Below are 21,820 nucleotides of genomic sequence, written 5' to 3'. Positions count from 1 at the left end.
TTTTTTATATCCACTTTTTAACTGTGCTTATTACTCTGCTTTCACCGCATAGCGATTTTTTGGTAAAAATCTGAATCTTGAAATCACGTTTTTTTTGTCAAGCTATCTTTATTTTGTGTAAAATAGTTTTAATGGTGCATTAATTTTACACCTTGCATCAGCAATGTGTTTTTTGGCAGAACTGTATTTATCTATGGACAGGAACTTTATGAAAAAGCAGCTTATTTTTGCGGGATTCGCCTGTGTTTTAGCGTTGGCTGGTTGTGCTCGTACAGCGCCAGTTGCTAACGTTACGAAACCTATTGCAGCACAAATGACAACTGAACAGGTAAAAACAGCCATCCTTCAGGCAGGGTTGGAGCGCGAGTGGGCAATGACGCAAGCTTCTCCAGGGGTGATTAATGGCCATCTTGACCAACGTGGTCATGTTGCTGATATTCGCATTACCTACTCACAGACAAGTTATTCCATTAATTATGTCAGCAGTAAAAATCTCAAGGCAGCTAATGGTGAAATCCATCGTAATTATAACCGTTGGATAAATAACCTCGATCGTGAGATTCAGTTAAAACTTGCCAGTCAACAGATTAAATAATTTTAAGAGTCGGATATCTTCATTGCTATCCGGCTCTATTTTTTGTTGTTCTTTTCTGATCGTTTTGTCCGACCTCAAGGGAAAAATCAGTGTATTACGGATATGACAAAGATAATGTCAGCGCTCTGGATGCTATTACAGAAGCGCAACGAATTGCGTTTGCTCCCATGCTGTTTCAGGCCGCTATCAATCTGCGTAACCACGGTATTTTAGATTTTTTGGATAAGCGCGGCCAGCAGGGCGCAAATCTCGACGAGATTGTTGCTATCACCTCATTAAATCACTATGCCGTTGAGCTCCTGCTGGATGTCGGGCTAAGTGGTCGGATTATTATTCAGAAAGATGAACAGTACGTTCTGGCTAAGATTGGTCATTATCTGCTTCATGACCGCATGACGCGCGTTAACATGGATTTTACTCAGGATGTCTGTTATCAGGGGATGTTTTACCTTGATGAAGCCTTGTCAAAAAATGAACCTTCTGGATTAAAAGTTTTTGGTGAATGGCCAACAATATATCCGGCATTAAGCCAACTTCCGCCGCAGGCAAAAGAGAGTTGGTTTGCATTCGATCATTTCTATTCCGATGCTGCTTTTGACGCTGCCTTGCCACATGTTTTCCAGCTCAAGCCAAAACATCTATACGATGTGGGTGGGAATACGGGTAAATGGGCGATGCGTTGCTATGACTACGATCGTGACGTGAACATTACGATCCTGGATTTGCCGGAGCAAATTGCTCTAGCGACAGAAAATATCAAAGAAGCAGAGAAGTCTGACCGTATTCAGGGCTGCGCTGTTGATATGCTTTCTGATTGCCCATTGCCAGATGAAGCGGATGTATGGTGGATGAGCCAGTTCCTCGACTGTTTCAGCGAAGAACACATCGTGGCTATCTTGCGTAAAATCGCCGACGTGATGAAGCCGGATGCCAGAGTCTGTATTTTAGAGATTTTCTGGGATCGTCAACGGTGGGAAGCTGGCGCTTTTAGCCTGAATGCCTCTTCGCTCTACTTTACCTGTCTTGCCAATGGCACTAGCCGTTTCTATGCGGCCAAACGATTTTTACCCTTGTTAGAACAGGCCGGGTTTATTGTTGAAAATCAAATCGATAACATTGGTATCGGTCACACGCTGTTGATTTGTAAAAAGCGATAGCAAAACAGTATAGCCTGAATAGGTCGGACTGGAAGAAAGCAGTATGAGATTAGCATTTTCAATTATTGATTGGCAGGCCAGTGCTCCGGGCCTCAGCGGCACGGATGATTGGCTCAATTGGTCGCTGATGTCTGCGGCTATCGATGCTGAGCAACCTTTGGATAAATGTCGGCATTTACCCATGATGATGGCTCGTCGCCTTCATCAAGGGAGCCGTTTGGCGGTCGATAGTGGGTTAGCGTTGTTACGTCGCCAGGCGGTTGATGCGATTGTTTTCACCTCTCGTCACGGTGAACTAGAACGTAACCTGAGTATCCTGAAGGCGCTTTCAGAAAATGAAAATATTTCGCCTACCGATTTTGCTATGTCAGTACATAATGCGGCAGTAGGGAGCCTGACAATTACGGCAAAAAAACCGCTGGTTTCTACGTCGATTGCCGCAGGAATAGACTCTTTTCAACAAGGTCTTGTTGAAGTGAAAGCATTACAGGCTGCGGGCTACCGCACTATTCTCCTGGTTGATTTTGATGGCGCGATCCCTGATTTCTACCATCCACATGTTCCAGCAAAAATGCCTCGTTATCCTTATGCTGTCGCTCTATTGTTAGGAGATGGCGATGAGGTGGTGTGTGAATCGCGACCTCAGGTAGAACGCCACGACGGTGGCGTACCGCAAAGCCTGCTGTTTTTACATGCTTTCCTTGCCAAAAAAACATGTTTTTCCTTACCCGGTGAACGTGTTGACTGGACATGGGAAAGACATCATGTCTGAGTCATCGCTGGTTCTTTGCCCTGCCGCGCGTTTGAATCGTCTGTGGCGGCTAATGATGACCGGCATTTGTTTTGCCATGTTTGGCGTTGGCGGTTTGCTGCTTTCTCTGGTGTGGTTCAATGTGTTGCTGATTCAGCGGGATACCACTCGCCGCCGCCAGTTGGCACGCCGTAGCATTTCCGCCAGCTTCCGACTTTTTTTATGCAGTGCTCGCAGGTTAGGGGTGCTGGATTACCGTATTGACGGCATCGAAACTTTACAGCGCGATCGCGGTTGTTTGATTATCGCTAATCATCCGACGTTAATCGACTATGTGTTACTGGCGTCCGTCATGCCAGATGCAGACTGTCTGGTTAAGGCCGACTTACAGAAAAACTTCTTTTTCCGTGGCGTTATTCGCTCTGCAGATTACCTGCTTAACAGCCAATCTGATGCGCTATTACCGGACTGCCAGCAGCGGCTTGATAACGGTGATGCGATCATTATTTTTCCTGAAGGCACGCGCACACGTTATGGGGAACCTCTTGTTCTGCAACGTGGTGCTGCAAATATTGCGGTGCGCTGCGGCTGTGATTTGCGGGTCGTGCATATTTGTTGTAGTCAAGACACATTAGGAAAACAAAGTCGTTGGTATCATATTCCGCCTGAAAAGCCGTATTTCACGGTGAGCGTGCGCGAACGTATCAGCAGCGACATTTTTATGGCGCCTGAAGAGGCGCGATCCTTGGCGGCTCGCCGTTTGAATCGCCTTTTGCAGCAATCTTTAACACCAGAAAGCTGATCACCATTTGGAAATGCATATGGAAAGTCTATTTATTGAAATCAAAGAGATGATTATTGATTCTCTTAATCTTGAAGATATTAGCGTTGATGAAATAGAAACGGACGCCCCGCTTTTTGGCGAGGGTCTTGGTCTGGATTCTATTGATGCACTTGAACTGGGGCTAGCGGTTAAAAACCGTTATGGCGTCGTACTTTCTGCTGAAAGTGAAGAAGTGCGCCAACACTTCTTTTCCGTTGCTACCCTTGCCGCTTTTATCAACACTCAGCGCGCCGTAAGTGCCTGATAGTAAAATAAAATGAGTTGATGATGGATAAAAACGAAATTTATCAGGAAATTACCGGCTTACTGGTCAAGCTGTTTGAACTGGATGCTGATGAGATAAAACCTGAATCCCGCCTCTATGAAGATCTTGAGTTAGATAGCATTGACGCCGTGGATATGGTGGTTCACCTGCAAAAACGCATCGGGCGCAAAATATCGCCGGAAATTTTTAAATCTGTGCGTACCGTACAGGATGTGGTTGATGCGGTAGAAAACCTGCTCCGTGAAGGTTGATGAGTTCGCCAAGTGATACGTGTGCTGATAAGTAGTCTGAATGTATTAATGACGATTGCCTGGCCTTTTCTGGCCTGGTTTAGCATCACGCATCCTGAACATCGCTGGCTACTCGTTGCATTAGCGCTGATGTTTGTTCTACGTTTCGCCACGTTGCGTGATGATAAACATGCTTTCAAAGGGACGGCTCTGTGGCTGGCTGCGGCTGGAGTTGCGCTTTCCATTGCCAGTTTATTACTGCGTGATGGCGGTTGGCTGCTGTGGTATCCCGTTGCGGTAAACAGCGTCATGTTGTTGTTTTTTGGTGGCTCACTTTATAGCGGCATGCCGCTTGTCGAGCGCCTTGCTCGCCTTCGGGAACCGGAACTCCCGGTTCAGGCTATTGCCTATACGCGTCGCGTGACGAAGGTATGGTGTTGGTTTTTTATTTTTAACGGCAGTATCGCCGTGCTGACCTGTGTTGTTGGCGATCTTCATTGGTGGACGTTATGGAACGGCGTGATCAGCTATGTGCTTATGGGGTTGTTGATGGGGGGAGAGTGGTTGATACGCCAGCGTCTGAGGAAGTGCGTATGAACGGGCCGACTGTTCGAGCTGTCAATGACTGGCTCAGGGGAAATGATTCTCCTCAGCGCATTGTTGCCAATAATGGTGCCACCATGTTCACGCTGAGTATGCTGAAAGCACAGGTTATTGCGCTTTGTCAGCAACTAAGCCAGCGACAGGAGACGCGTTGGGCGCTGTGTTTTGAAGACAGTTATCGCTTCACGATAGGGCTTCTGGCTGCTTTGCATGCGGGAAAAACCCCCGTCATTCCTGGTCATTGTCGCCAATCAGTACTAGAAGAACAGGCGGATGAGTTTGACGGTTTATTGACGGATGTGTCGCTGCATCTGGATTGCCCCGTATTTACCCTAACGGTCGATACGGTGAACGTCGCTGAGTCTGTGTTACCTCCCATACCGGATGATGCCTGCGTTGTGTTGTTTACGTCGGGTTCTACCGGGAAGCCTCGCCAGATTGTGAAACCAGTACGCTGTCTGGATGAAGAGTCGCGTTGGTTGGCGGATCGCTGGGGCGTGCATTTGCAAGGCTGTGACGTGATTGCTTCTGTCACCCACCAGCATTTATACGGGCTGACGTTTCGCATTTGGCTACCGATGGCGCTGGGGCTGCGTTTTGATAGCCGCCAACTGCTTTATACCGAACAACTTACTTCACAGGATCGTCAGCAGCGTTCCGTGTTTATCAGTAGTCCGGCATTCTTACGCCGTATCGATCGGGCGCTTTCTGCCCCGTTGTGCTCGTTGATTGTCTCTGCGGGGGGAACATTACCCTGGCAGCATGCCGAGGCGGCAGCGACGTGGTTTACGCGCCCCATCAATGAAATATACGGCAGTACAGAAACGGGAGTTTTAGCATGGCGATCGCGCGAGGTTGATATCGTGCCGTGGCAACTGTTTCCCGGCGTGTCACTACGACGTGATGAACATGATGATTGGTGGGCACAGTCGGCACTGATCCCTAATGATCAAGGTCACAAGCTGGATGACCGATTGGCGTTTGACGACGACGGCCATTTTCAACTGTGCGGCCGGCACGATCGCGTCGTGAAGATCGAAGACAAGCGCATCTCGCTAAGCGAGATAGAACGACGCTTACTCGATCTGCCCGATATTGCCGATGCGGTTGCGCTTCAGGTGACGCGCCCAGAACGTAGCGGGATTGGTGTGGTACTGGTGTTGAATTCCCCAGACAAGGCTGCTGATTTACCGAATTTGAAACGCCAATGGCGGCATGAATTGCAAAAATGGCTGGAGCCGTTAGCGATGCCGCGTTTTTGGCGCGTCGTCGATGTCATTCCTCACAATAGCCAGAGTAAACGTGCCTGGCCGCAGATACAGGAATTGTTTCATGTTGCCCGTTGAGCTTGCCCGGCACGATGTAAAAAAGACGGATGAAACGTCTCAGGTTGAATTGATGCTACGGGTTGATCCCGATTTGTTCTGGTTCAACGGCCACTTTACGGGTCAACCGCTACTGCCTGGTGTGGCACAGTTGGATTGGGTCATGCATTACGCGACGACGATGCTGGCGCAAGGTTGGACGTTCTTGTCCATTGAAAACATTAAGTTTCAGCAGCCGATTTTGCCCGGAAAAACGCTGCGTTTGGTTCTGACATGGCATGCCGGAAAGCAATGGCTGACCTTTAGCTACATCATTCTGGATGATGATGTTGAGCGCACGGCCAGCAGCGGAAAAATCAAGCTTACGCCGATGGTGGAAGATCGCCCATGTCAGTAAATGGCGCATTCTCGCCCTGCGTGGTGATCCCCTGTTATAACCACGGTGCCATGATGGCGTCGGTGCTGGTGCGTTTAGCACCGTTAGCGCTGCCGGTTTTTATTGTTGATGATGGCAGTGATGCGGCAACGCAGCATGTTCTCAATCAGTTGGTTGCAGAAAACGATGGTGTGACGTTGATTCGGTTGGCGCACAACAGTGGGAAAGGCGCGGCGGTGATCCGTGGCATCGACGCAGCGGCGCATGCCGGGTTTACCCATGCCTTACAGGTGGATGCCGATGGGCAGCATCAGATTGAAGATGCACCGCTTTTGCTGGATGAGGCGAAAGCGCACCCAGGTTGCCTGATTTCCGGTCGGCCGCGCTACGATGCCTCGGTGCCGAAATCACGTCTTTACGGGCGCTATGTCACCCACGTCTGGGTCTGGATTGAAACGTTATCCCTTTCCCTCAAGGACAGCATGTGTGGATTCCGTGTTTATCCGGTTGCGGCGACGTTATCCCTTCTCTCTCGGACGTCTCTCGGTCACCGTATGGATTTCGATACGGAAATTATGGTGCGTCTGTATTGGGCGGGAACGCCCAGCCGCTTTATTGAAACAGCGGTGACCTATCCAGAAAACGGCCTGTCTCATTTTGATGCGTTGCACGATAACCTGCGGATTTCCTGGATGCATACCCGTCTGTTTTTCGGCATGCTTCCGCGCATTCCCATGCTGCTACTGCGGCAGCGTCAGCAACACTGGGCTGGCGTATCGGAACGCAAGGGCTTGCTCGGTATGCGGTTTATGCTGGCGGTCTATCAGCGGTTAGGTCGTGGGGTGTTTACGCTGTTTCTCTGGCCGGTTATTGCATTTTACTGGCTGACTGGGCGTACCGCGCGCGCGGCCTCTCAGTCATGGCTGCGGCAAATCGGGGATTATGCGCGTCAGCAAGCTATCCCGCTGCCTAAACCGCTCAGCAGTTATCACCATTTCCTGCGTTTTGGTCAGGCAATGCTGGACAAAATCGCCAGTTGGCGTGGCGATCTACACTGGGGACGTGATATCGATTTTGCCCCCGGCGCGCGACAAACCATTGAACACAGCAGGCAAAAAGGACAACTGATTCTGGCTTCACACCTCGGTGACATCGAGGTGTGCCGGGCGCTGGCACAGCAGGTGAGTGGGCTGGTGATTAACGCACTGGTGTTTACTGAAAATTCCCAGCGTTTTAAACAGGTGCTGGAAGAGATCGCCCCACAGGCTGGTGTGAATCTTATCCCTGTCAGCGACATCGGACCGGACACGGCAATCATGCTGCAAGAAAAGCTGGATGCGGGGGAATGGGTGGCGATTGTCGGCGATCGCACGGCGGTACATCGCCAGCGTGGTGGGGTTCGGCGTGTGGTGTGGAGCCCGTTCTTGGGAAAAGAAGCCCCCTTTCCTCAAGGGCCTTTTGTACTGGCTGCGGCGCTGCGTTGCCCTGTCTTACTGATGTTTGTCATTCGCGAGCAGAAAAAGCTGCGTGTCTACTGCGAGCCCTTTGCCGATAGCATTGCGTTACCGCGCCCAACCCGACAGCAGGCTTTGCAACAGGTTGTCGATCGCTATGCCGAACGGCTGGCGCACTACGCGCTGAAATCCCCGCTCGACTGGTTTAATTTTTTTGATTTCTGGAGCCTGCCTGATGATGACGGCCAAGCTGCTGGGAAAAAGGAGTCATAGTGCTAAACGATCCTCGCTTAAGCCATGAGGTTGAATTGACCGTATCTTTCCATGATTGCGATCCGATGGGCGTGGTGTGGCACGGTAACTATTTTCGTTTTTTTGAAGTCGCGCGCGAGGCGCTGCTCAGCAAATTTAACTATGGCTATCGTGAGATGCAGGCATCGGGCTATGTGTGGCCGGTGGTGGACACGCGTGTGAAATACCGCGCCGCATTGACCTATGAGCAACGTATACGCATTCGCGCCACTATCGAAGAAGTCGAGAATCGGTTGCGTATCGCCTACCAGATTTTCGATGCCGAAAGCGGCCAACGCACGACGACGGGTTATACGATCCAGGTCGCGGTACAGGAAGGATGCCGTGAACTGAATTTCGTTTCCCCCCCTATTTTGTTTGAGCGCCTTGGAGTGACACCATGATACGACTGATTGTCGCGGTTTTTATGCTGTTTGGCGGTGTGGCGCAGGCCGTTACGCTGGATGATTTACAACAGAAATTCAGTAGCCAGCCGGTTGTACGCGCCGATTTCACCCAACTGCGTGAAATAAAAGGGATGGCAAAGCCGCTTAAATCCGGCGGACAACTGCTGATCGCGCAGGAAAAAGGGCTCTGGTGGCATCAGGCCACACCGTTTCCGCTGACGATGGTGTTGGACGAAGCGCGTATGGTTCAGGTGATGAACGGGCAAGCGCCGCAGATTGTCACGGCGGAAAGCAATCCGCAGATGTTTCAGTTTAACCACCTGTTACGTGCCTTGTTTCAGGCCGATCGCCACGTATTGGAGCAGAATTTCTCCATCGAGTTTACCGATCTCGGTAAGCAGCAGTGGCGTCTGGTGCTGACACCAAAAACGTCGCCGTTAGATAAATTGTTCAACACCATTACGCTGAACGGCGGTGAGTTTCTCGACGGCATCGAACTGGATGACCGTCAGGGCGACATGACCAGAATTACGCTGAGCAACCAGCGGATCACTCCCCGGACGTTAAGCGATGATGAATTACAGCGTTTCGTTTTCTGACGGTATCCGTCGCGCCGCGCTGGTTTGGATTGGCTGCTGTGTGGTGTTGATTGCTACGCTGGTTCTGCTGCTGCCGAAGGCGCAGATCAACAGTAGCGTATTGGCGTTGTTACCCAAGCAGGCGATGGGGGGGCTTCCCCCTGAACTACAGCAAGGCTTTATGCAACGCCTCGATCGGCAGATGGTGTGGCTCGTTACACCCGGCAAGCAGGCTGAACCCGCGGTGGCTGACTGGTGGTTGAAACACCTGCGTGCGCTTCCCGATCTACAGCAGGTCAATGGCCCGATTGATGCCGAACAGCAGCAGCGGTGGGGGAAATTCGTTTTTGAACACCGCAATGGTCTGGTCGATTCTGTCACGCGCGCGCGGCTGGAGAATGGCGGTGTGGCGCAGGCCGATTGGGTGCTGGCGCAGCTTTATTCCGCGTTCGCGGGCGTGAGCGGTAAAGAGTTAAATCACGATCCTTTGATGCTGGTGCGTGGCTCTCAACTGGCGTTGCAGCAAAATGCCAGCCAGTTAGGATTGTCGCAAGGCTGGCTAACGGCAAAAGATGCACAAGGCCGCACCTGGTATTTTCTGCACGGTGAGCTTAGCGGGGGTTCCTTCGACATGGCGCGCAATCAGCAACTGGTTGATAAGCTCAGTGCCGTTGAGCGCGATCTGAAGGCCGCATTCCCTGATGCCGAGGTATTAACACGCGGGACGGTACTGTTCAGCAACTATGCCAGCCAACAGGCCAAAAAAGATGTCTCTACCCTTGGTGTCGCCACCGTCGCTGGCGTGCTGCTGCTGATCTTCTTTGTCTTTCGTTCACCGCGCCCGCTGCTGTTATGTGGATTATCGGTGGGCATCGGTGCGCTGGCTGGTACGGTCTTTACCTTGCTGCTGTTCGGTGAACTGCATTTAATGACGCTGGTGATGAGTATCAGCATCGTCGGTATTTCAGCGGATTATACGCTCTATTATCTGACCGAACGGATGGTTCACGGCGGCCATGTCTCCGCCCTGGAAAGCCTGAAAAAGGTGCTGCCGGCCCTTTTGCTCGCGCTGGGTACGGCGGTGGTGGCTTACTTGATGATGGCGCTGGCCCCTTTCCCGGGCTTACAGCAACTGGCGGTGTTCGCCGCCACCGGGCTGACGGCCTCCTGCCTGACCGTGGTGTGCTGGTATCCTTTTCTGGTAAAGGGACTGCCGGTCAGGCCGATCCCCGTAATGGTGCTGATGGGGCGCTGGCTAGCCGCGTGGCGGCGTCAGCGCGCCGTGCGTTTTGGGATCCCGCTGACGCTGCTGCTACTTTCTGTCGTGGGATTGCTGCGGTTGGAGGTGAATGATGATATCTCTCAGCTACAGGCGCTGCCGCAGGATCTGATGCAACAAGAGCGGCAGTTGACGGCACTGACGGGACAGAGCGCCGATCAAACCTGGTTCGTCGTCTATGGCGACAGCGCAGAGGAGACATTACAGCGTCTGGAACAGCTCGCGCCTAAACTGCGTGACGCGCAGCAACAGGCGTGGCTAAAGCAGTACCGGTTACTGCCGCTTTCTTCTCTGGCTCAGCAACAGCGCGATAGTCAGCTTATTGCTTCGGCAGCCGCAACGGTGATCGGGCGTCTTAATGATACGGGCGTTGATGTCGTCATGCCGGATATACGGCCCATGCCGGTAACGCCAGAGCGCTGGCTGGATAGCCCGATAAGTGAAGGATGGCGGTTGCTGTGGTTGACGTTACCTAATGGGAAAAGTGGTGTTCTGGTTCCCGTCAGCGGAGTAAGCGATAGCGCCGCGCTGGGACAGATGGCTAAAACCCTGCCGGGCGTGGAGTGGATCGACAGAAAAGGCACCTTTGACGCGCTGTTCGGTTTCTATCGCGCCATGCTGGGATGGTTGCTGACGGCAGCGCTGGCTGTGATTGCGCTGAGCTACGTTATTCGTCTTGGGCTGCGCCGTGGATTATTAAATGTGGTGCCGTCGGTGTTGTCGCTAGGCGGTGGCCTGGCGGCGCTGGCGCTGAGTGGTCATTCGCTGAATCTATTTTCATTGTTGGCGCTGGTTCTGGTTCTTGGGATTGGCATCAATTACACGCTGTTTTTCAGCAACCCGCGCGGTACGCCGATGACCTCATTGCTGGCGGTGACGTTAGCGATGTGCGTCGCGCTGTTGACGCTGGGTATGCTGGTTTTCAGCAGCACTCAGGCCATCAGCAGCTTCGGAATTGTGCTTTGTAGCGGTATTTTTACCGCCTTTTTGCTGGCGCCTCTGGCGTTGCCTGATTCAAAAGGGAAACGAAAATGACATTGTTGCGACGTGGGCTTCTGCTCATTGGTGTGTTGGTACTGGTTGGCTGCGCCAGCAAACAACATGATGATGGTCGGCCGCAGGCGTGGCTCAAACCGGGTGTGAAAGTTACGCTCCCTGCACCCGCCATTACCCCATCGGTCAACGAACAGCAGTTGTTGACGGGAACCTTTGACGGTAAGCAGCAATCGCTGCTGGTGATGTTGAGTGCCGATGATAAGCAGCTTTCGCTGGTTGGTCTTTCCTCTATCGGTATTCGTCTGTTCAACGTTACCTATGATGCTCAGGGTGTTCATACTGAACAGTCCATCGTCCTGCCGCAGTTACCGCCAGCCAGTCAGGTACTGGCGGATATCATGCTGAGCCACTGGCCGATCGCCGTGTGGCAGACACAACTACCAGCCGGTTGGACGCTAAAAGATAGCGATGACAAGAGACAGTTGCGGGACAATCGCGGCACGCTGATTACCGAAATTCGCTATATGACGCGCAATAACCAGCGCGTGCCGATGAGCGTTCAGCAATTCGTCTTTGGTTATCACATCGTGATTCAACATCTGGATAGTTAGCATGATTTACATTAACGCCGTTGGTGCGCTGAATGCGCTGGGCAATAATCTGGATGAGATCGCTGATAACCTTGCCAGCGGTCATGCGCCAGGCATGCGCCCTGATACCGGGTGGTTGCTGCATGATAAGCCTTGTTGGACTGGGAAGGTGGATGCGGAATTACCCGCTATCCCGTTGGAATTGGCGGCGCATAACAGCCGTAATAACCAGCTATTGCTGGCTGCACTGGAACAAATCCGGCATCAGGTGGATGCGGCTATCGCGCAGTTTGGCTCTGACCGAGTGGCGGTAGTTTTGGGCACCAGTACCTCCGGGTTGGATGAAGCCGATCGGTATGTCAGCGAAAACCTTGCCACTTATCGCTACGCGCAGCAGGAACTTGGCGATCCTTCCCGGTTTCTGGCCGCCTATCTGGCGTTAAATGGACCTGCTTACACCATATCAACCGCCTGCTCTTCCAGTGCCAGAGCGCTGATCAGCGGTAAACGATTAATCGATGCCGGGCTCGCGGATGTGGCTATCGTTGGCGGCGCGGATACGCTGAGCCGTATGCCGCTGAATGGCTTTGATAGCCTTGAATCACTCTCTTCAACGCGCTGCCAACCGTTTAGTGAAGAGCGTAATGGCATCACGATCGGCGAAGGCGTTGCGCTGATGCTGATCGGCAAGCAGCCCGATCGTGTGGCGGTTTTGGGTTTCGGCGAGTCGTCCGATGCTCACCATATGTCAGCGCCGCACCCGGAAGGCGAAGGGGCGATCCGCGCAATGACGATGGCGCTGTCGCAAGCCGGATTACAGCCTAATGATGTGGGTTATATCAATTTACACGGTACGGCTACGCGTCTGAACGACCAGATTGAGGCTAATGTGGTTCACGTCGTTTTTGGCGATCGCGTACCCTGTAGCTCAACCAAACACCTCACCGGCCATACGCTGGGTGCCGCCGGTATTAGTGAAGCTGTCCTCTGCTGGCTGCTTCTTACGCGGGATCTTCCGTTGCCTGCGCAGGATTTTTCACGTAGCTGCCCCGATGCATCGCTGCCACCGTGTGGTCTGCTCCATGAACCCGCGCCGCTTGCCCGCCCGGTGATTCTGTCCAATTCTTTTGCGTTTGGCGGCAATAATACGTGTCTGATTTTGGGGAGGGATCATGAGTGAATATCTGGCTGCGGCAGATTATCTGCCCCATTCCGCCCCGATGGTGCTGGTGGCTGAAGTGTTGCACGTTGATGATGAACACGCGCACTGTCGTGTGGCGGTCAACCGCGAGAGTATTTTGGCACCGTTTCTGAATGCGCAGGGACATCTGCCAGCCTGGTTTGGTATCGAAATTATTGCTCAAACGATCGGAGTCTGGTCTGGTTGGCACGGGCGCCAGAGCCGCGAGCTACATGAGAAGCCGCGCCCCGGTATGTTGCTCGGCGGGCGGGGTTATCACTGTAAGCAGGATGTTTTCCCTGCCGGTGCCTTGCTCGATGTGACCGTCACGCTACTGATGCGTGATGATAAAGTCGGTAGTTTTGAGGGTGAGATAGCGATCGATGGCGAGAAGTATGCCTCTGGTCGGCTGAACACCTATCAACCCGATGATAATGAGTTGAAAACACTTTTAGAACAGGGAAAGCTATTATGACAGCCGGAAAAACTATTATGAAAACCGGGAGAACAAGCATAACGCGTTCTGTGTTAGTGACCGGTGCCAGCAAAGGGATCGGTCGAGCCATTGCACTGCGTCTGGCGACAGAGGGGTTTACCGTGGTGGTGCATTATCACCGTGATGAAAACGGGGCTAAAGAAACCTTACGCCAGATTATGGAGCAAAACGGTTCCGGCCGTATTGTCAGTTTCGATATTGCCGATCGGGAAGCGTGTCGCACCGTGATTGAACAGGATATTGAGGTGCACGGTGCCTACTATGGCGTGGTCAGTAATGCCGGTATCACCTGTGACGGTGCTTTTCCTGCCCTCGACGAGCAGGCTTGGGATAGCGTGATCCACACCAATCTCGATAGCTTCTATAACGTGATCCATCCCTGTGTGATGCCGATGATTGGCCTGCGTAACGGCGGACGAATTATCACGTTGTCTTCGGTTTCCGGGATCATGGGGAATCGGGGACAGGTTAACTACAGCGCCGCGAAAGCAGGCATCATTGGTGCAACGAAAGCGCTGGCTATCGAACTGGCGAAACGAAAAATAACGGTTAACTGTATCGCGCCCGGCTTGATCGATACCGGCATGATTCAAATGGAACCGGTCGCCATTGAAGAAGCAATGAAGATGATCCCCATGAAACGCATGGGGCAGGCGGAAGAAGTTGCCGGGCTGGCGAGCTATCTTATGTCTGATATCGCGAGTTATGTGACGCGTCAGGTCATTTCTATTAATGGAGGGATGCTGTGATGCGCCGTGTCGTGGTTACGGGAATGGGCGGGGTCACCGCATTCGGTGAATCCTGGGAAAGCGTTTCTGACGGTTTGCGTGCGGGTCGTAATGCCATTCGTAAGATGCCCGAATGGCAGGTGTACGATGGCCTGAATACGCAGTTGGGTTCGCCGATTGATAACTTTAGTCTGCCAGAACACTACACGCGTAAACGCATCCGTTCGATGGGGCGGGTATCTCTGATGGCCACACGCGCCACCGAGCTGGCGCTGGAACAGGCGGGGTTGATTGGTCATCCGGTGCTGACGAATGGCGAAACCGGTATTGCTTACGGTTCTTCAACAGGGAGCACGGGGCCGGTGAGCGAATTCGCCACCATGCTGACAGAAAAGCACACCAATAATATTACCGGTACGACCTATGTGCAGATGATGCCGCATACCACGGCGGTGAATGCCGGTTTGTTTTTTGGGCTGCGTGGCCGAGTGATCCCGACATCCAGCGCCTGTACATCGGGGAGCCAGGCGATTGGCTATGCCTGGGAAGCGATTCGTCATGGCTATCAGACGGTGATGGTTGCTGGCGGTGCGGAAGAACTTTGCCCGTCAGAAGCTGCCGTATTTGATACGCTGTTTGCCACCAGCCAACGCAATGATGCGCCGGAGACTACGCCGTCTCCTTTTGACGCCAGTCGCGACGGTTTGGTTATCGGTGAAGGGGCGGGTACGTTAGTGCTGGAAGAGCTTGAGCATGCAGTGGCGCGTGGTGCGACAATCTATGCTGAACTGGTTGGGTTTTACACCAACTGTGATGCGGCACATATTACGCAGCCTCAGCGTGAAACTATGCAGATTTGTATTGAAGGATCGCTGCGCTGCGCGGGTTTGCAACCCAGCGATGTGGGCTATATTAGCGCCCACGGTACGGCAACCGATCGAGGGGATGTTGCAGAAAGTCAGGCTACCGCGGCTGTGTTCGGTAACTCCACCCCAATTTCGTCGCTAAAAAGCTATTTCGGTCACACGCTGGGTGCTTGTGGCGCGCTCGAAGCATGGATGAGTATCGAGATGATGCGTGAAGGCTGGTTTGCGCCGACGCTTAATCTACGGCAACCTGCGGAAGATTGCGGCGAGTTGGATTACATCATGGGTGAGCCACGCCATATTAAGACAGATTATATTCAGTCTAATAACTTCGCTTTTGGCGGCATTAACACATCGCTGATCTTCCGTCGTTGGCAATAATGGATTGGGGGCGTTAGCGTGGGTATCGCCAAGATGGGGCTCATGTTCTAATCTCCCCCCAGAATGGTCAGCGTTTTTTTACTGACCATTCTGGGGAGGGCTGCGCTAGTAAGTTTGCTTCAACAAGGGATCGGATGAATACTGCTCCCACTTATAATTAGGCCACAACCGCCTTAAGCCAAAATGTTCTTGCCCTTCGGTTATGTTATCTCCGCCATCATTATCTTCTGCTATTTTCTCCCAAGGATAATTTTCTGCAACCAGGCTCTTGTAACATTCTTCGTTTTCTTGCTTTTTCTCTAAGATAGAAGAGACCGCGTGGTCAGTTATTTTTACGTCATATTCAGGGTAGTGCTGGTTTTTTAAAAAATTCCATGCTTCAAATGTAATGGAATCACTTTCTATTTGTAGAATAAAACCATAGCCTTTCTCCCTTAATCCATTTTCCGTTCTATTGAATGAGGGGATTTCAATTAGGGTGCCGAATTCTTTTTGCATGGCCTCTAAAACACCGAATCCATTATGGATATGACCGGATATGACAACGGTTTTTGGGTGTTTTGATAATATACTTTTTATTTTTTCATCCTGTTCCCCAAACCCACCAAACAAATTAGAGCGCCAGTGTGTGTCATTAAGTGGTTGATGAGATATAACAAATTTCCTACCCTTGACCTTTTCAGAGACTTTCTTTTCGAACCATTCTAATGTTGAATCATCGTAGTAGGCCTGATCCTTTAGACCTCTATCCGTGTTCAGTGCGATAAAATGATGGTCGCCAATAAAAATATCAAAACATGCATGCTTTTTTTTATGATTTATTTTTTTAGCATTCATTTTTTTATATTTTTCTATAATAAATTTGTAGTAAGGGTTTTCTTTATCGGGATCTTTAGTCCATGATTTACTATCAGGGCCTCTAACATCATGATTCCCTAATATTTCTATTATCTTCTCATCTCCACCTTGAAACGTGTTTTCTACAGCACCCATGACTTTACTTATATATTCATGTCTGTCACTAATATCTCCTGGGATGATGATGTTAGATATTTTATTTTTTTCTTTTATATTATTTAATGCCTTTTTAAATGATGAGAGTAAATCATCGTTATCTATATGCAGGTCACTGATTACCGCGATAGATAACCTTTTTCTTTTATCGTCATTGCCGGGTTGGCTTATGCATAGATCGGCGGTGCCAGCATGAACAGGAAGTTGCATGGCGAGCGGCAGGAGTGCCGCAGATTGTATGAAGGCTCTTCTTTTCAATGTCGATCTCCTATTTAACACTTATGGCTAATGCCAACATGGCAACTGTCATAACGCACGCACGTCTCTCGTTTTCTATTTGGATTTTTTGACTCATTCACATCGTCATTGTCAGGTTTTTTTTTGAAAATACCATCAGATAATCAGAATATAACGTTGTTATATCCAAAAAATTAAAACTAACGTGCTAAAAGACAGGGCTTACCGTAAAACATGATTGTTACAGATTTTGTACAGCGGAAAGGAATATCCGACGTTGCTCGGTATAACAGGAAAAAACCAGGTCGGATCAGTGAGAGGAAGTCTTGTTTGTATTTCGGTGTAATAAAACTGTCATATTCTGTACATTTTACTGTCACCAAATTGTCCTATTTTTCCTCCTGCAAACTACACTCTGATTTGATAACTCTGATTTGATAACGGCTCTACGTCGACACGTCGAATATCCCACAGGAGGGATTATGAAACTGATGCGTACCACTCTTGCCAGTGTTGTTGCGGCAACCTTTTCTCTGACAGCGGTTTCCGCTTTTGCTGCTGCTAACCTCACCGGTGCCGGTGCGACATTCCCTGCGCCTGTTTATGCTAAATGGGCTGACTCCTATCAAAAAGAAACCGGTAATAAAGTTAACTATCAAGGGATCGGTTCTTCTGGCGGTGTAAAACAGATTATCGCTAAAACAGTAGACTTCGGTGCCTCTGATGCGCCTCTGGCTGACGATAAATTAGCACAGGATGGTTTATTCCAGTTCCCAACCGTTATCGGTGGCGTGGTACTGGCAGTGAACGTTCCTGGTATTAAATCTGGCGAATTGACGCTGGACGGTAAAACACTGGGTGATATCTACCTGGGCAACATCAAAAAGTGGAACGACCCGGCCATTACCAAACTGAACCCGAACGCCAAGCTGCCGGATCAGGATATCGCTGTGGTTCGTCGCGCTGATGGTTCTGGTACGTCTTTCGTATTCACCAGCTACCTGGCAAAAGTGAACCCAGAGTGGAAAGAGAAGATTGGCGCAGGTTCTACCGTGAACTGGCCTACCGGTCTGGGCGGTAAAGGTAACGATGGTATCGCTGCGTTTGTACAGCGTCTGCCTGGTTCTATCGGTTACGTAGAATATGCGTATGCCAAGCAAAACAATCTGGCTTACACCAAACTGATTTCTGCCGATGGCAAAGCGGTTAGCCCAACTGGCGCAAGCTTCAGCAACGCGGCTAAAGAGATCGACTGGAGCAAGTCCTTCGCTCAGGATTTGACCAACCAGAAAGGCGCTGATGCATGGCCGATCACCTCCACCACGTTCATCCTGGTTCATACCAAACAGGAGAAACCTGAGCAGGGTGCTGAAGTGTTGAAATTCTTCGACTGGTCGTTCAAGAAAGGCGGTGAGCAAGCCGAAGCGCTGGATTACGCCACGCTGCCAAAAGAAGTGGTTGAGCAAATCCGTGCAGCCTGGAAAACCCAGGTAAAAGACAGCAACGGCAAAGCGCTGTACTAATTATTGTATCGACAACCGTCTCGTGGGTTACCAGAGCGTGATGATGCTATCAGGTTCTGGAAATACGTCGCGGAATAACACGTCGTATCGGGGCGGAGAGGTGATAAGCCTCTCTGCCTTCAATAGTTTATCAAATGTAGTTAAATCGAGAAGAGAGACGTATGGCGGAGTACAAGCCAACTATCAAAGCCCCGGGAAAATATGGCGATATCCTCTTCAGCACGCTGGTAAAACTGGCGGCGCTGGTCACGCTACTGTTGTTGGGCGGCATCATTGTTTCCCTGATTGTGGCGTCCTGGCCCAGCATCGAGAAATTCGGTTTTTCCTTCTTGTGGACGAAAGAGTGGGATGCGCCCGCAGAGCAGTTTGGTGCACTGGTTCCGATTTACGGTACTGTCGTCACCTCACTGATTGCCCTAATTATTGCGATTCCGATTAGCTTCGGAATTGCGTTATTTCTGACAGAACTGGCACCAGCCTGGTTGAAACGCCCGCTTGGCATAGCGATTGAATTGCTGGCGGCCATACCGAGTATTGTTTATGGCATGTGGGGGCTGTTCATTTTTGCTCCGCTGTTTGCCAAATATTTCCAGCAACCGGTCGGCAACGTCCTGTCCGGCATCCCTATTGTTGGCGCACTGTTCTCTGGCCCGGCGTTCGGGATTGGTATTCTGGCGGCTGGCGTTATTCTGGCCATCATGATTATCCCTTACATTGCCGCGGTCATGCGTGATGTGTTTGAGCAAACGCCAGTCATGATGAAAGAGTCCGCCTACGGCATCGGCTGTACGACGTGGGAAGTGATCTGGCGCATTGTGCTGCCTTACACCAAGAACGGTGTCATCGGCGGGGTCATGTTGGGGTTGGGGCGCGCCTTGGGAGAAACGATGGCTGTTACCTTTATCATCGGTAACACCTACCAGCTCGACAGCGCTTCACTGTATATGCCAGGCAACAGTATTACCTCTGCGCTGGCGAACGAATTCGCCGAAGCCGAATCCGGCGTGCATACCGCGGCGTTGATGGAGCTGGGGCTAATTCTGTTTGTGATTACCTTTATTGTTTTGGCGTGTTCAAAGCTGATGGTGATGCGTCTGGCAAAAAATGAGGGGGCGAGCTAATGGCGACATTAGGCATAGAGCAAGAAGCCGCACTGGAACGCTCACGGCGTAAAATGCAGGCCTGGCGTCGCCAGAAAAACCGTATTGCGCTGTTTTTATCCATGTCTACGATGGTTTTCGGCCTGTTCTGGCTGGTATGGATACTGTTCTCGACCGTTACCCGAGGCGTGGATGGTATGTCTCTGGCGTTATTTACCGAAATGACACCACCGCCCAATACGGCGGGTGGTGGGTTGGCGAATGCCATCGCCGGAAGTGGATTGCTGATCCTATGGGCGACGCTGCTGGGTACGCCGTTGGGGATTATGGCGGGCATCTATCTGGCGGAATACGGTCGTAAATCGTGGATTGCCGAAGTGATTCGCTTCATCAACGACATTCTGCTGTCAGCGCCTTCTATTGTGGTTGGCCTGTTTGTCTACACGCTAGTGGTAGCAAAGATGCAGCACTTCTCCGGTTGGGCAGGGGTGATTGCGCTGGCGCTGTTGCAGGTGCCGATTGTGATTCGTACCACCGAGAATATGCTCAAACTGGTGCCGGATAGCCTGCGTGAAGCCGCTTATGCACTGGGTACGCCGAAATGGAAAATGATTTCGGCGATTACGCTGAAGGCATCGGTATCCGGCATTATCACCGGGGTGCTGCTGGCTATCGCGCGTATTGCGGGGGAAACGGCGCCGTTGCTGTTTACGTCGCTGTCTAATCAGTTCTGGAGCACGGATATGATGCATCCGATTGCTAACCTGCCAGTCACCATCTTCAAGTTTGCCATGAGCCCGTTTGTGGAATGGCAACAGTTGGCCTGGGCGGGGGTACTGCTGATTACGCTGTGCGTTCTGCTACTGAATATTCTGGCGCGTGTTATTTTCTCCGCGAAGAAACACTAGCTTGCTAAAAGCACTAATTTGCTAAAAACAGTAATTCTCTGAAAAACATTAAACAAATTCAAGGTGTTGCAAGTCAGCGCCAGGTAAAAGAGAGAAGTCTTGATGAGTATGACTACTGAGACATCCAACAAAATCCAGGTACGCGATCTGAATTTCTATTACGGAAAATTCCATGCGTTGAAAAACATTACGCTGGATATTGCCGCGAATCAGGTTACCGCGTTTATCGGTCCGTCCGGCTGTGGTAAATCCACGTTGCTGCGCACGTTGAACAAAATGTATCAGCTCTACCCTGAGCAACGCGCCGAGGGCGATATCCTGCTGGATGGCAATAACATCCTGACCGATAAGCAAGACATCGCGCTGCTACGTGCCAAGGTGGGTATGGTTTTCCAGAAGCCAACGCCGTTCCCGATGTCCATTTACGATAACATCGCGTTTGGTGTTCGCCTGTTTGAGAAACTGTCCCGTGCCGATATGGATGAACGTGTCCAGTGGGCGTTGACCAAAGCGGCGCTGTGGCAGGAAACAAAAGATAAGCTCCATCAGAGTGGCTATAGCCTGTCCGGTGGTCAACAGCAGCGTTTATGTATTGCGCGCGGTATTGCGATTCGCCCGGATGTCTTGCTGCTGGATGAACCTTGTTCTGCACTCGACCCGATTTCTACCGGTCGCATTGAAGAGCTGATCTCTGAGCTGAAAAAAGATTACACCGTGGTCATTGTGACGCATAACATGCAGCAGGCAGCGCGTTGTTCAGATCATACGGCGTTTATGTATTTAGGTGAGCTGATTGAGTTCAGCGATACTGATACCCTGTTTACTGCCCCACGGCAGAAACAGACTGAAGATTACATCACCGGCCGTTACGGTTGATTAGGAAAGCATCATGGATAATCTGAATCTGAACAAACACATTTCCGGTCAGTTTAACGCCGAACTGGAACACATCCGCACGCAGGTCCTGACCATGGGCGGGCTGGTGGAGCAGCAACTGAGTGACGCGATTACCGCGATGCATAATCAGGACGCGGAGCTGGCTCAGCAGGTAATTGAAGGCGATGCCAAAGTTAACATGATGGAAGTGGCGATCGATGAAGCCTGCGTGCGCATTATTGCGAAACGTCAGCCCACCGCCAGCGATCTGCGTCTGGTGATGGCGATCATCAAAACCATCTCTGAACTGGAGCGTATCGGCGACGTGGCGGATAAAATCTGCCGCACCGCGCTGGAGAAATTCTCCCACCAGCATCAGCCGCTGTTGGTCAGCCTGGAATCATTGGGCCGCCACACCGTGCAGATGTTGCATGATGTACTGGATGCTTTTGCCCGAATGGATCTGGACGAAGCGATCCGTATTTATCGTGAAGATAAGAAAGTGGATAAAGAGTACGAAGGGATTGTGCGTCAGTTGATGACTCACATGATGGAAGATCCTCGTACTATCCCCAGCGTGCTGACGGCACTGTTCTGCGCCCGTTCTATCGAACGTATCGGCGATCGTTGCCAGAACATCTGTGAATTTATCTTCTATTTTGTCAAAGGTCAGGATTTCCGCCACCTTGGTGGTGATGCGCTGGAAAAACTGCTGGCTGAGAAAGACAGAAAAGCTGAAGAGTAACGTTATTTCGCGCTTAACATCTGAT

The 21,820-nt window shown here is 51.1% G+C and carries 24 protein-coding genes; 23 read left to right on the top strand and 1 reads right to left on the bottom strand.

Features of this window, described 5'->3' with window-relative positions; all coding sequences use genetic code 11:
- The first annotated feature begins 208 nt into the window (after positions 1-208).
- The 18 genes from A8F97_RS18635 to A8F97_RS18550 all read left to right on the top strand — a co-directional run bounded on the left by A8F97_RS18635 (position 209) and on the right by A8F97_RS18550 (position 15,392).
- On the top strand, positions 209-595 hold the full coding sequence (locus A8F97_RS18635; RefSeq protein WP_014702144.1) for a hypothetical protein: 387 nt from the start codon (positions 209-211) through the stop codon (positions 593-595).
- 89 nt (positions 596-684) lie between these two features.
- On the top strand, positions 685-1,752 hold the full coding sequence (locus A8F97_RS18630) for a methyltransferase (RefSeq protein WP_014702145.1): 1,068 nt from the start codon (positions 685-687) through the stop codon (positions 1,750-1,752).
- 43 nt (positions 1,753-1,795) lie between these two features.
- Positions 1,796-2,524, top strand: coding sequence for a beta-ketoacyl synthase chain length factor (locus A8F97_RS18625; protein WP_033072405.1), 729 nt, complete (start codon positions 1,796-1,798; stop codon positions 2,522-2,524).
- The gene (locus A8F97_RS18620) at positions 2,517-3,305 is read left to right on the top strand and encodes a lysophospholipid acyltransferase family protein (protein ID WP_015731578.1); all 789 of its coding nucleotides are present in this window, start codon (positions 2,517-2,519) and stop codon (positions 3,303-3,305) included. Before A8F97_RS18625 ends, A8F97_RS18620 begins: the two co-directional genes overlap by 8 nt.
- 19 nt (positions 3,306-3,324) lie before the next feature.
- On the top strand, positions 3,325-3,591 hold the full coding sequence (locus A8F97_RS18615) for a phosphopantetheine-binding protein (RefSeq protein WP_005976573.1): 267 nt from the start codon (positions 3,325-3,327) through the stop codon (positions 3,589-3,591).
- A gap of 23 nt (positions 3,592-3,614) precedes the next feature.
- Positions 3,615-3,863 carry an acyl carrier protein gene (locus tag A8F97_RS18610; protein WP_005976575.1) on the top strand — a complete coding sequence of 83 codons (249 nt, stop codon included), beginning with the start codon at positions 3,615-3,617 and terminating at the stop codon, positions 3,861-3,863.
- A 12-nt stretch (positions 3,864-3,875) separates the two neighbouring features.
- On the top strand, positions 3,876-4,439 hold the full coding sequence (locus tag A8F97_RS18605; protein WP_014702148.1) for a COG4648 family protein: 564 nt from the start codon (positions 3,876-3,878) through the stop codon (positions 4,437-4,439).
- On the top strand, positions 4,436-5,791 hold the full coding sequence (locus tag A8F97_RS18600; protein WP_033072404.1) for an AMP-binding protein: 1,356 nt from the start codon (positions 4,436-4,438) through the stop codon (positions 5,789-5,791). Before A8F97_RS18605 ends, A8F97_RS18600 begins: the two co-directional genes overlap by 4 nt.
- The gene (locus A8F97_RS18595) at positions 5,778-6,167 is read left to right on the top strand and encodes a 3-hydroxyacyl-ACP dehydratase FabZ family protein (RefSeq protein ID WP_014702150.1); all 390 of its coding nucleotides are present in this window, start codon (positions 5,778-5,780) and stop codon (positions 6,165-6,167) included. Before A8F97_RS18600 ends, A8F97_RS18595 begins: the two co-directional genes overlap by 14 nt.
- Positions 6,158-7,873: a glycosyltransferase family 2 protein gene (locus tag A8F97_RS18590; protein ID WP_025920142.1), complete on the top strand. Its 1,716-nt coding sequence runs from the start codon at positions 6,158-6,160 to the stop codon at positions 7,871-7,873. Before A8F97_RS18595 ends, A8F97_RS18590 begins: the two co-directional genes overlap by 10 nt.
- Complete coding sequence (locus A8F97_RS18585) at positions 7,873-8,295, top strand: acyl-CoA thioesterase (RefSeq protein ID WP_014702152.1); 423 nt, start codon at positions 7,873-7,875, stop codon at positions 8,293-8,295. The genes A8F97_RS18590 and A8F97_RS18585 overlap by 1 nt, the downstream gene beginning before the upstream one ends.
- Positions 8,292-8,897 carry a LolA family protein gene (locus A8F97_RS18580; protein ID WP_014702153.1) on the top strand — a complete coding sequence of 202 codons (606 nt, stop codon included), beginning with the start codon at positions 8,292-8,294 and terminating at the stop codon, positions 8,895-8,897. The genes A8F97_RS18585 and A8F97_RS18580 overlap by 4 nt, the downstream gene beginning before the upstream one ends.
- Complete coding sequence (locus tag A8F97_RS18575) at positions 8,869-11,190, top strand: MMPL family transporter (RefSeq protein WP_050512697.1); 2,322 nt, start codon at positions 8,869-8,871, stop codon at positions 11,188-11,190. Before A8F97_RS18580 ends, A8F97_RS18575 begins: the two co-directional genes overlap by 29 nt.
- Positions 11,187-11,762, top strand: coding sequence for a DUF3261 domain-containing protein (locus tag A8F97_RS18570; RefSeq protein WP_015731585.1), 576 nt, complete (start codon positions 11,187-11,189; stop codon positions 11,760-11,762). The genes A8F97_RS18575 and A8F97_RS18570 overlap by 4 nt, the downstream gene beginning before the upstream one ends.
- 1 nt (position 11,763) lies before the next feature.
- Positions 11,764-12,921 carry a beta-ketoacyl-[acyl-carrier-protein] synthase family protein gene (locus A8F97_RS18565; protein WP_033072403.1) on the top strand — a complete coding sequence of 386 codons (1,158 nt, stop codon included), beginning with the start codon at positions 11,764-11,766 and terminating at the stop codon, positions 12,919-12,921.
- Positions 12,914-13,396 carry a hotdog family protein gene (locus A8F97_RS18560; RefSeq protein WP_014702157.1) on the top strand — a complete coding sequence of 161 codons (483 nt, stop codon included), beginning with the start codon at positions 12,914-12,916 and terminating at the stop codon, positions 13,394-13,396. Before A8F97_RS18565 ends, A8F97_RS18560 begins: the two co-directional genes overlap by 8 nt.
- 38 nt (positions 13,397-13,434) lie before the next feature.
- Positions 13,435-14,166, top strand: coding sequence for a 3-ketoacyl-ACP reductase FabG2 (locus tag A8F97_RS18555; RefSeq protein ID WP_015731587.1), 732 nt, complete (start codon positions 13,435-13,437; stop codon positions 14,164-14,166).
- Positions 14,166-15,392, top strand: a complete 1,227-nt coding sequence (locus A8F97_RS18550) for a beta-ketoacyl-ACP synthase (RefSeq protein ID WP_014702159.1) — start codon at positions 14,166-14,168, stop codon at positions 15,390-15,392. Before A8F97_RS18555 ends, A8F97_RS18550 begins: the two co-directional genes overlap by 1 nt.
- A 105-nt stretch (positions 15,393-15,497) precedes the next feature.
- Here A8F97_RS18550 and A8F97_RS18545 read toward each other — a convergent pair whose 3' ends face one another.
- Positions 15,498-16,664 (bottom strand): metallophosphoesterase family protein, encoded by a 1,167-nt coding sequence (locus A8F97_RS18545; protein WP_033072402.1) that lies wholly within the window; start codon positions 16,662-16,664, stop codon positions 15,498-15,500.
- Between the two features lie 461 nt (positions 16,665-17,125).
- On the opposite strand from A8F97_RS18545, the gene pstS reads away from it, so the two are divergent.
- The 5 genes from pstS to phoU all read left to right on the top strand — a co-directional run bounded on the left by pstS (position 17,126) and on the right by phoU (position 21,795).
- Positions 17,126-18,166, top strand: a complete 1,041-nt coding sequence (gene pstS, locus A8F97_RS18540; protein ID WP_014702161.1) for a phosphate ABC transporter substrate-binding protein PstS — start codon at positions 17,126-17,128, stop codon at positions 18,164-18,166.
- A gap of 161 nt (positions 18,167-18,327) precedes the next feature.
- A complete protein-coding gene (pstC, locus tag A8F97_RS18535) occupies positions 18,328-19,287 on the top strand; it encodes a phosphate ABC transporter permease PstC (protein ID WP_014702162.1) in 960 nt (319 codons plus the stop codon).
- A complete protein-coding gene (pstA, locus tag A8F97_RS18530) occupies positions 19,287-20,174 on the top strand; it encodes a phosphate ABC transporter permease PstA (protein ID WP_014702163.1) in 888 nt (295 codons plus the stop codon). The genes pstC and pstA overlap by 1 nt, the downstream gene beginning before the upstream one ends.
- 102 nt (positions 20,175-20,276) lie before the next feature.
- Positions 20,277-21,050, top strand: coding sequence for a phosphate ABC transporter ATP-binding protein PstB (gene pstB / locus A8F97_RS18525; protein WP_005976611.1), 774 nt, complete (start codon positions 20,277-20,279; stop codon positions 21,048-21,050).
- 13 nt (positions 21,051-21,063) lie between these two features.
- Complete coding sequence (phoU, locus tag A8F97_RS18520; protein ID WP_014702165.1) at positions 21,064-21,795, top strand: phosphate signaling complex protein PhoU; 732 nt, start codon at positions 21,064-21,066, stop codon at positions 21,793-21,795.
- Positions 21,796-21,820 lie beyond the last annotated feature (25 nt).

This window comes from Pectobacterium parmentieri (assembly GCF_001742145.1).
GTDB classification, from domain to species: domain Bacteria; phylum Pseudomonadota; class Gammaproteobacteria; order Enterobacterales; family Enterobacteriaceae; genus Pectobacterium; species Pectobacterium parmentieri.
Note: the sequence above shows the minus strand (reverse complement) of the source record. Positions and strands in the feature narration are given on the sequence as shown.

What these genes read in the sequence shown, in the direction of transcription:
- A8F97_RS18595 (WP_014702150.1), top strand. Translation starts at nt 5,778, where the DNA reads ATGTTGCCCGTTGAGCTTGCCCGGCACGATGTAAAAAAGACGGATGAA.
- A8F97_RS18600 (WP_033072404.1), top strand. Translation starts at nt 4,436, where the DNA reads ATGAACGGGCCGACTGTTCGAGCTGTCAATGACTGGCTCAGGGGAAAT.
- pstS (WP_014702161.1), top strand. Translation starts at nt 17,126, where the DNA reads ATGAAACTGATGCGTACCACTCTTGCCAGTGTTGTTGCGGCAACCTTT.
- pstA (WP_014702163.1), top strand. Translation starts at nt 19,287, where the DNA reads ATGGCGACATTAGGCATAGAGCAAGAAGCCGCACTGGAACGCTCACGG.
- A8F97_RS18625 (WP_033072405.1), top strand. Translation starts at nt 1,796, where the DNA reads ATGAGATTAGCATTTTCAATTATTGATTGGCAGGCCAGTGCTCCGGGC.
- A8F97_RS18560 (WP_014702157.1), top strand. Translation starts at nt 12,914, where the DNA reads ATGAGTGAATATCTGGCTGCGGCAGATTATCTGCCCCATTCCGCCCCG.
- A8F97_RS18610 (WP_005976575.1), top strand. Translation starts at nt 3,615, where the DNA reads ATGGATAAAAACGAAATTTATCAGGAAATTACCGGCTTACTGGTCAAG.
- phoU (WP_014702165.1), top strand. Translation starts at nt 21,064, where the DNA reads ATGGATAATCTGAATCTGAACAAACACATTTCCGGTCAGTTTAACGCC.
- A8F97_RS18615 (WP_005976573.1), top strand. Translation starts at nt 3,325, where the DNA reads ATGGAAAGTCTATTTATTGAAATCAAAGAGATGATTATTGATTCTCTT.
- A8F97_RS18590 (WP_025920142.1), top strand. Translation starts at nt 6,158, where the DNA reads ATGTCAGTAAATGGCGCATTCTCGCCCTGCGTGGTGATCCCCTGTTAT.
- A8F97_RS18580 (WP_014702153.1), top strand. Translation starts at nt 8,292, where the DNA reads ATGATACGACTGATTGTCGCGGTTTTTATGCTGTTTGGCGGTGTGGCG.
- A8F97_RS18550 (WP_014702159.1), top strand. Translation starts at nt 14,166, where the DNA reads ATGCGCCGTGTCGTGGTTACGGGAATGGGCGGGGTCACCGCATTCGGT.
- pstC (WP_014702162.1), top strand. Translation starts at nt 18,328, where the DNA reads ATGGCGGAGTACAAGCCAACTATCAAAGCCCCGGGAAAATATGGCGAT.
- A8F97_RS18565 (WP_033072403.1), top strand. Translation starts at nt 11,764, where the DNA reads ATGATTTACATTAACGCCGTTGGTGCGCTGAATGCGCTGGGCAATAAT.
- A8F97_RS18620 (WP_015731578.1), top strand. Translation starts at nt 2,517, where the DNA reads ATGTCTGAGTCATCGCTGGTTCTTTGCCCTGCCGCGCGTTTGAATCGT.
- A8F97_RS18575 (WP_050512697.1), top strand. Translation starts at nt 8,869, where the DNA reads ATGATGAATTACAGCGTTTCGTTTTCTGACGGTATCCGTCGCGCCGCG.
- A8F97_RS18570 (WP_015731585.1), top strand. Translation starts at nt 11,187, where the DNA reads ATGACATTGTTGCGACGTGGGCTTCTGCTCATTGGTGTGTTGGTACTG.
- pstB (WP_005976611.1), top strand. Translation starts at nt 20,277, where the DNA reads ATGAGTATGACTACTGAGACATCCAACAAAATCCAGGTACGCGATCTG.
- A8F97_RS18635 (WP_014702144.1), top strand. Translation starts at nt 209, where the DNA reads ATGAAAAAGCAGCTTATTTTTGCGGGATTCGCCTGTGTTTTAGCGTTG.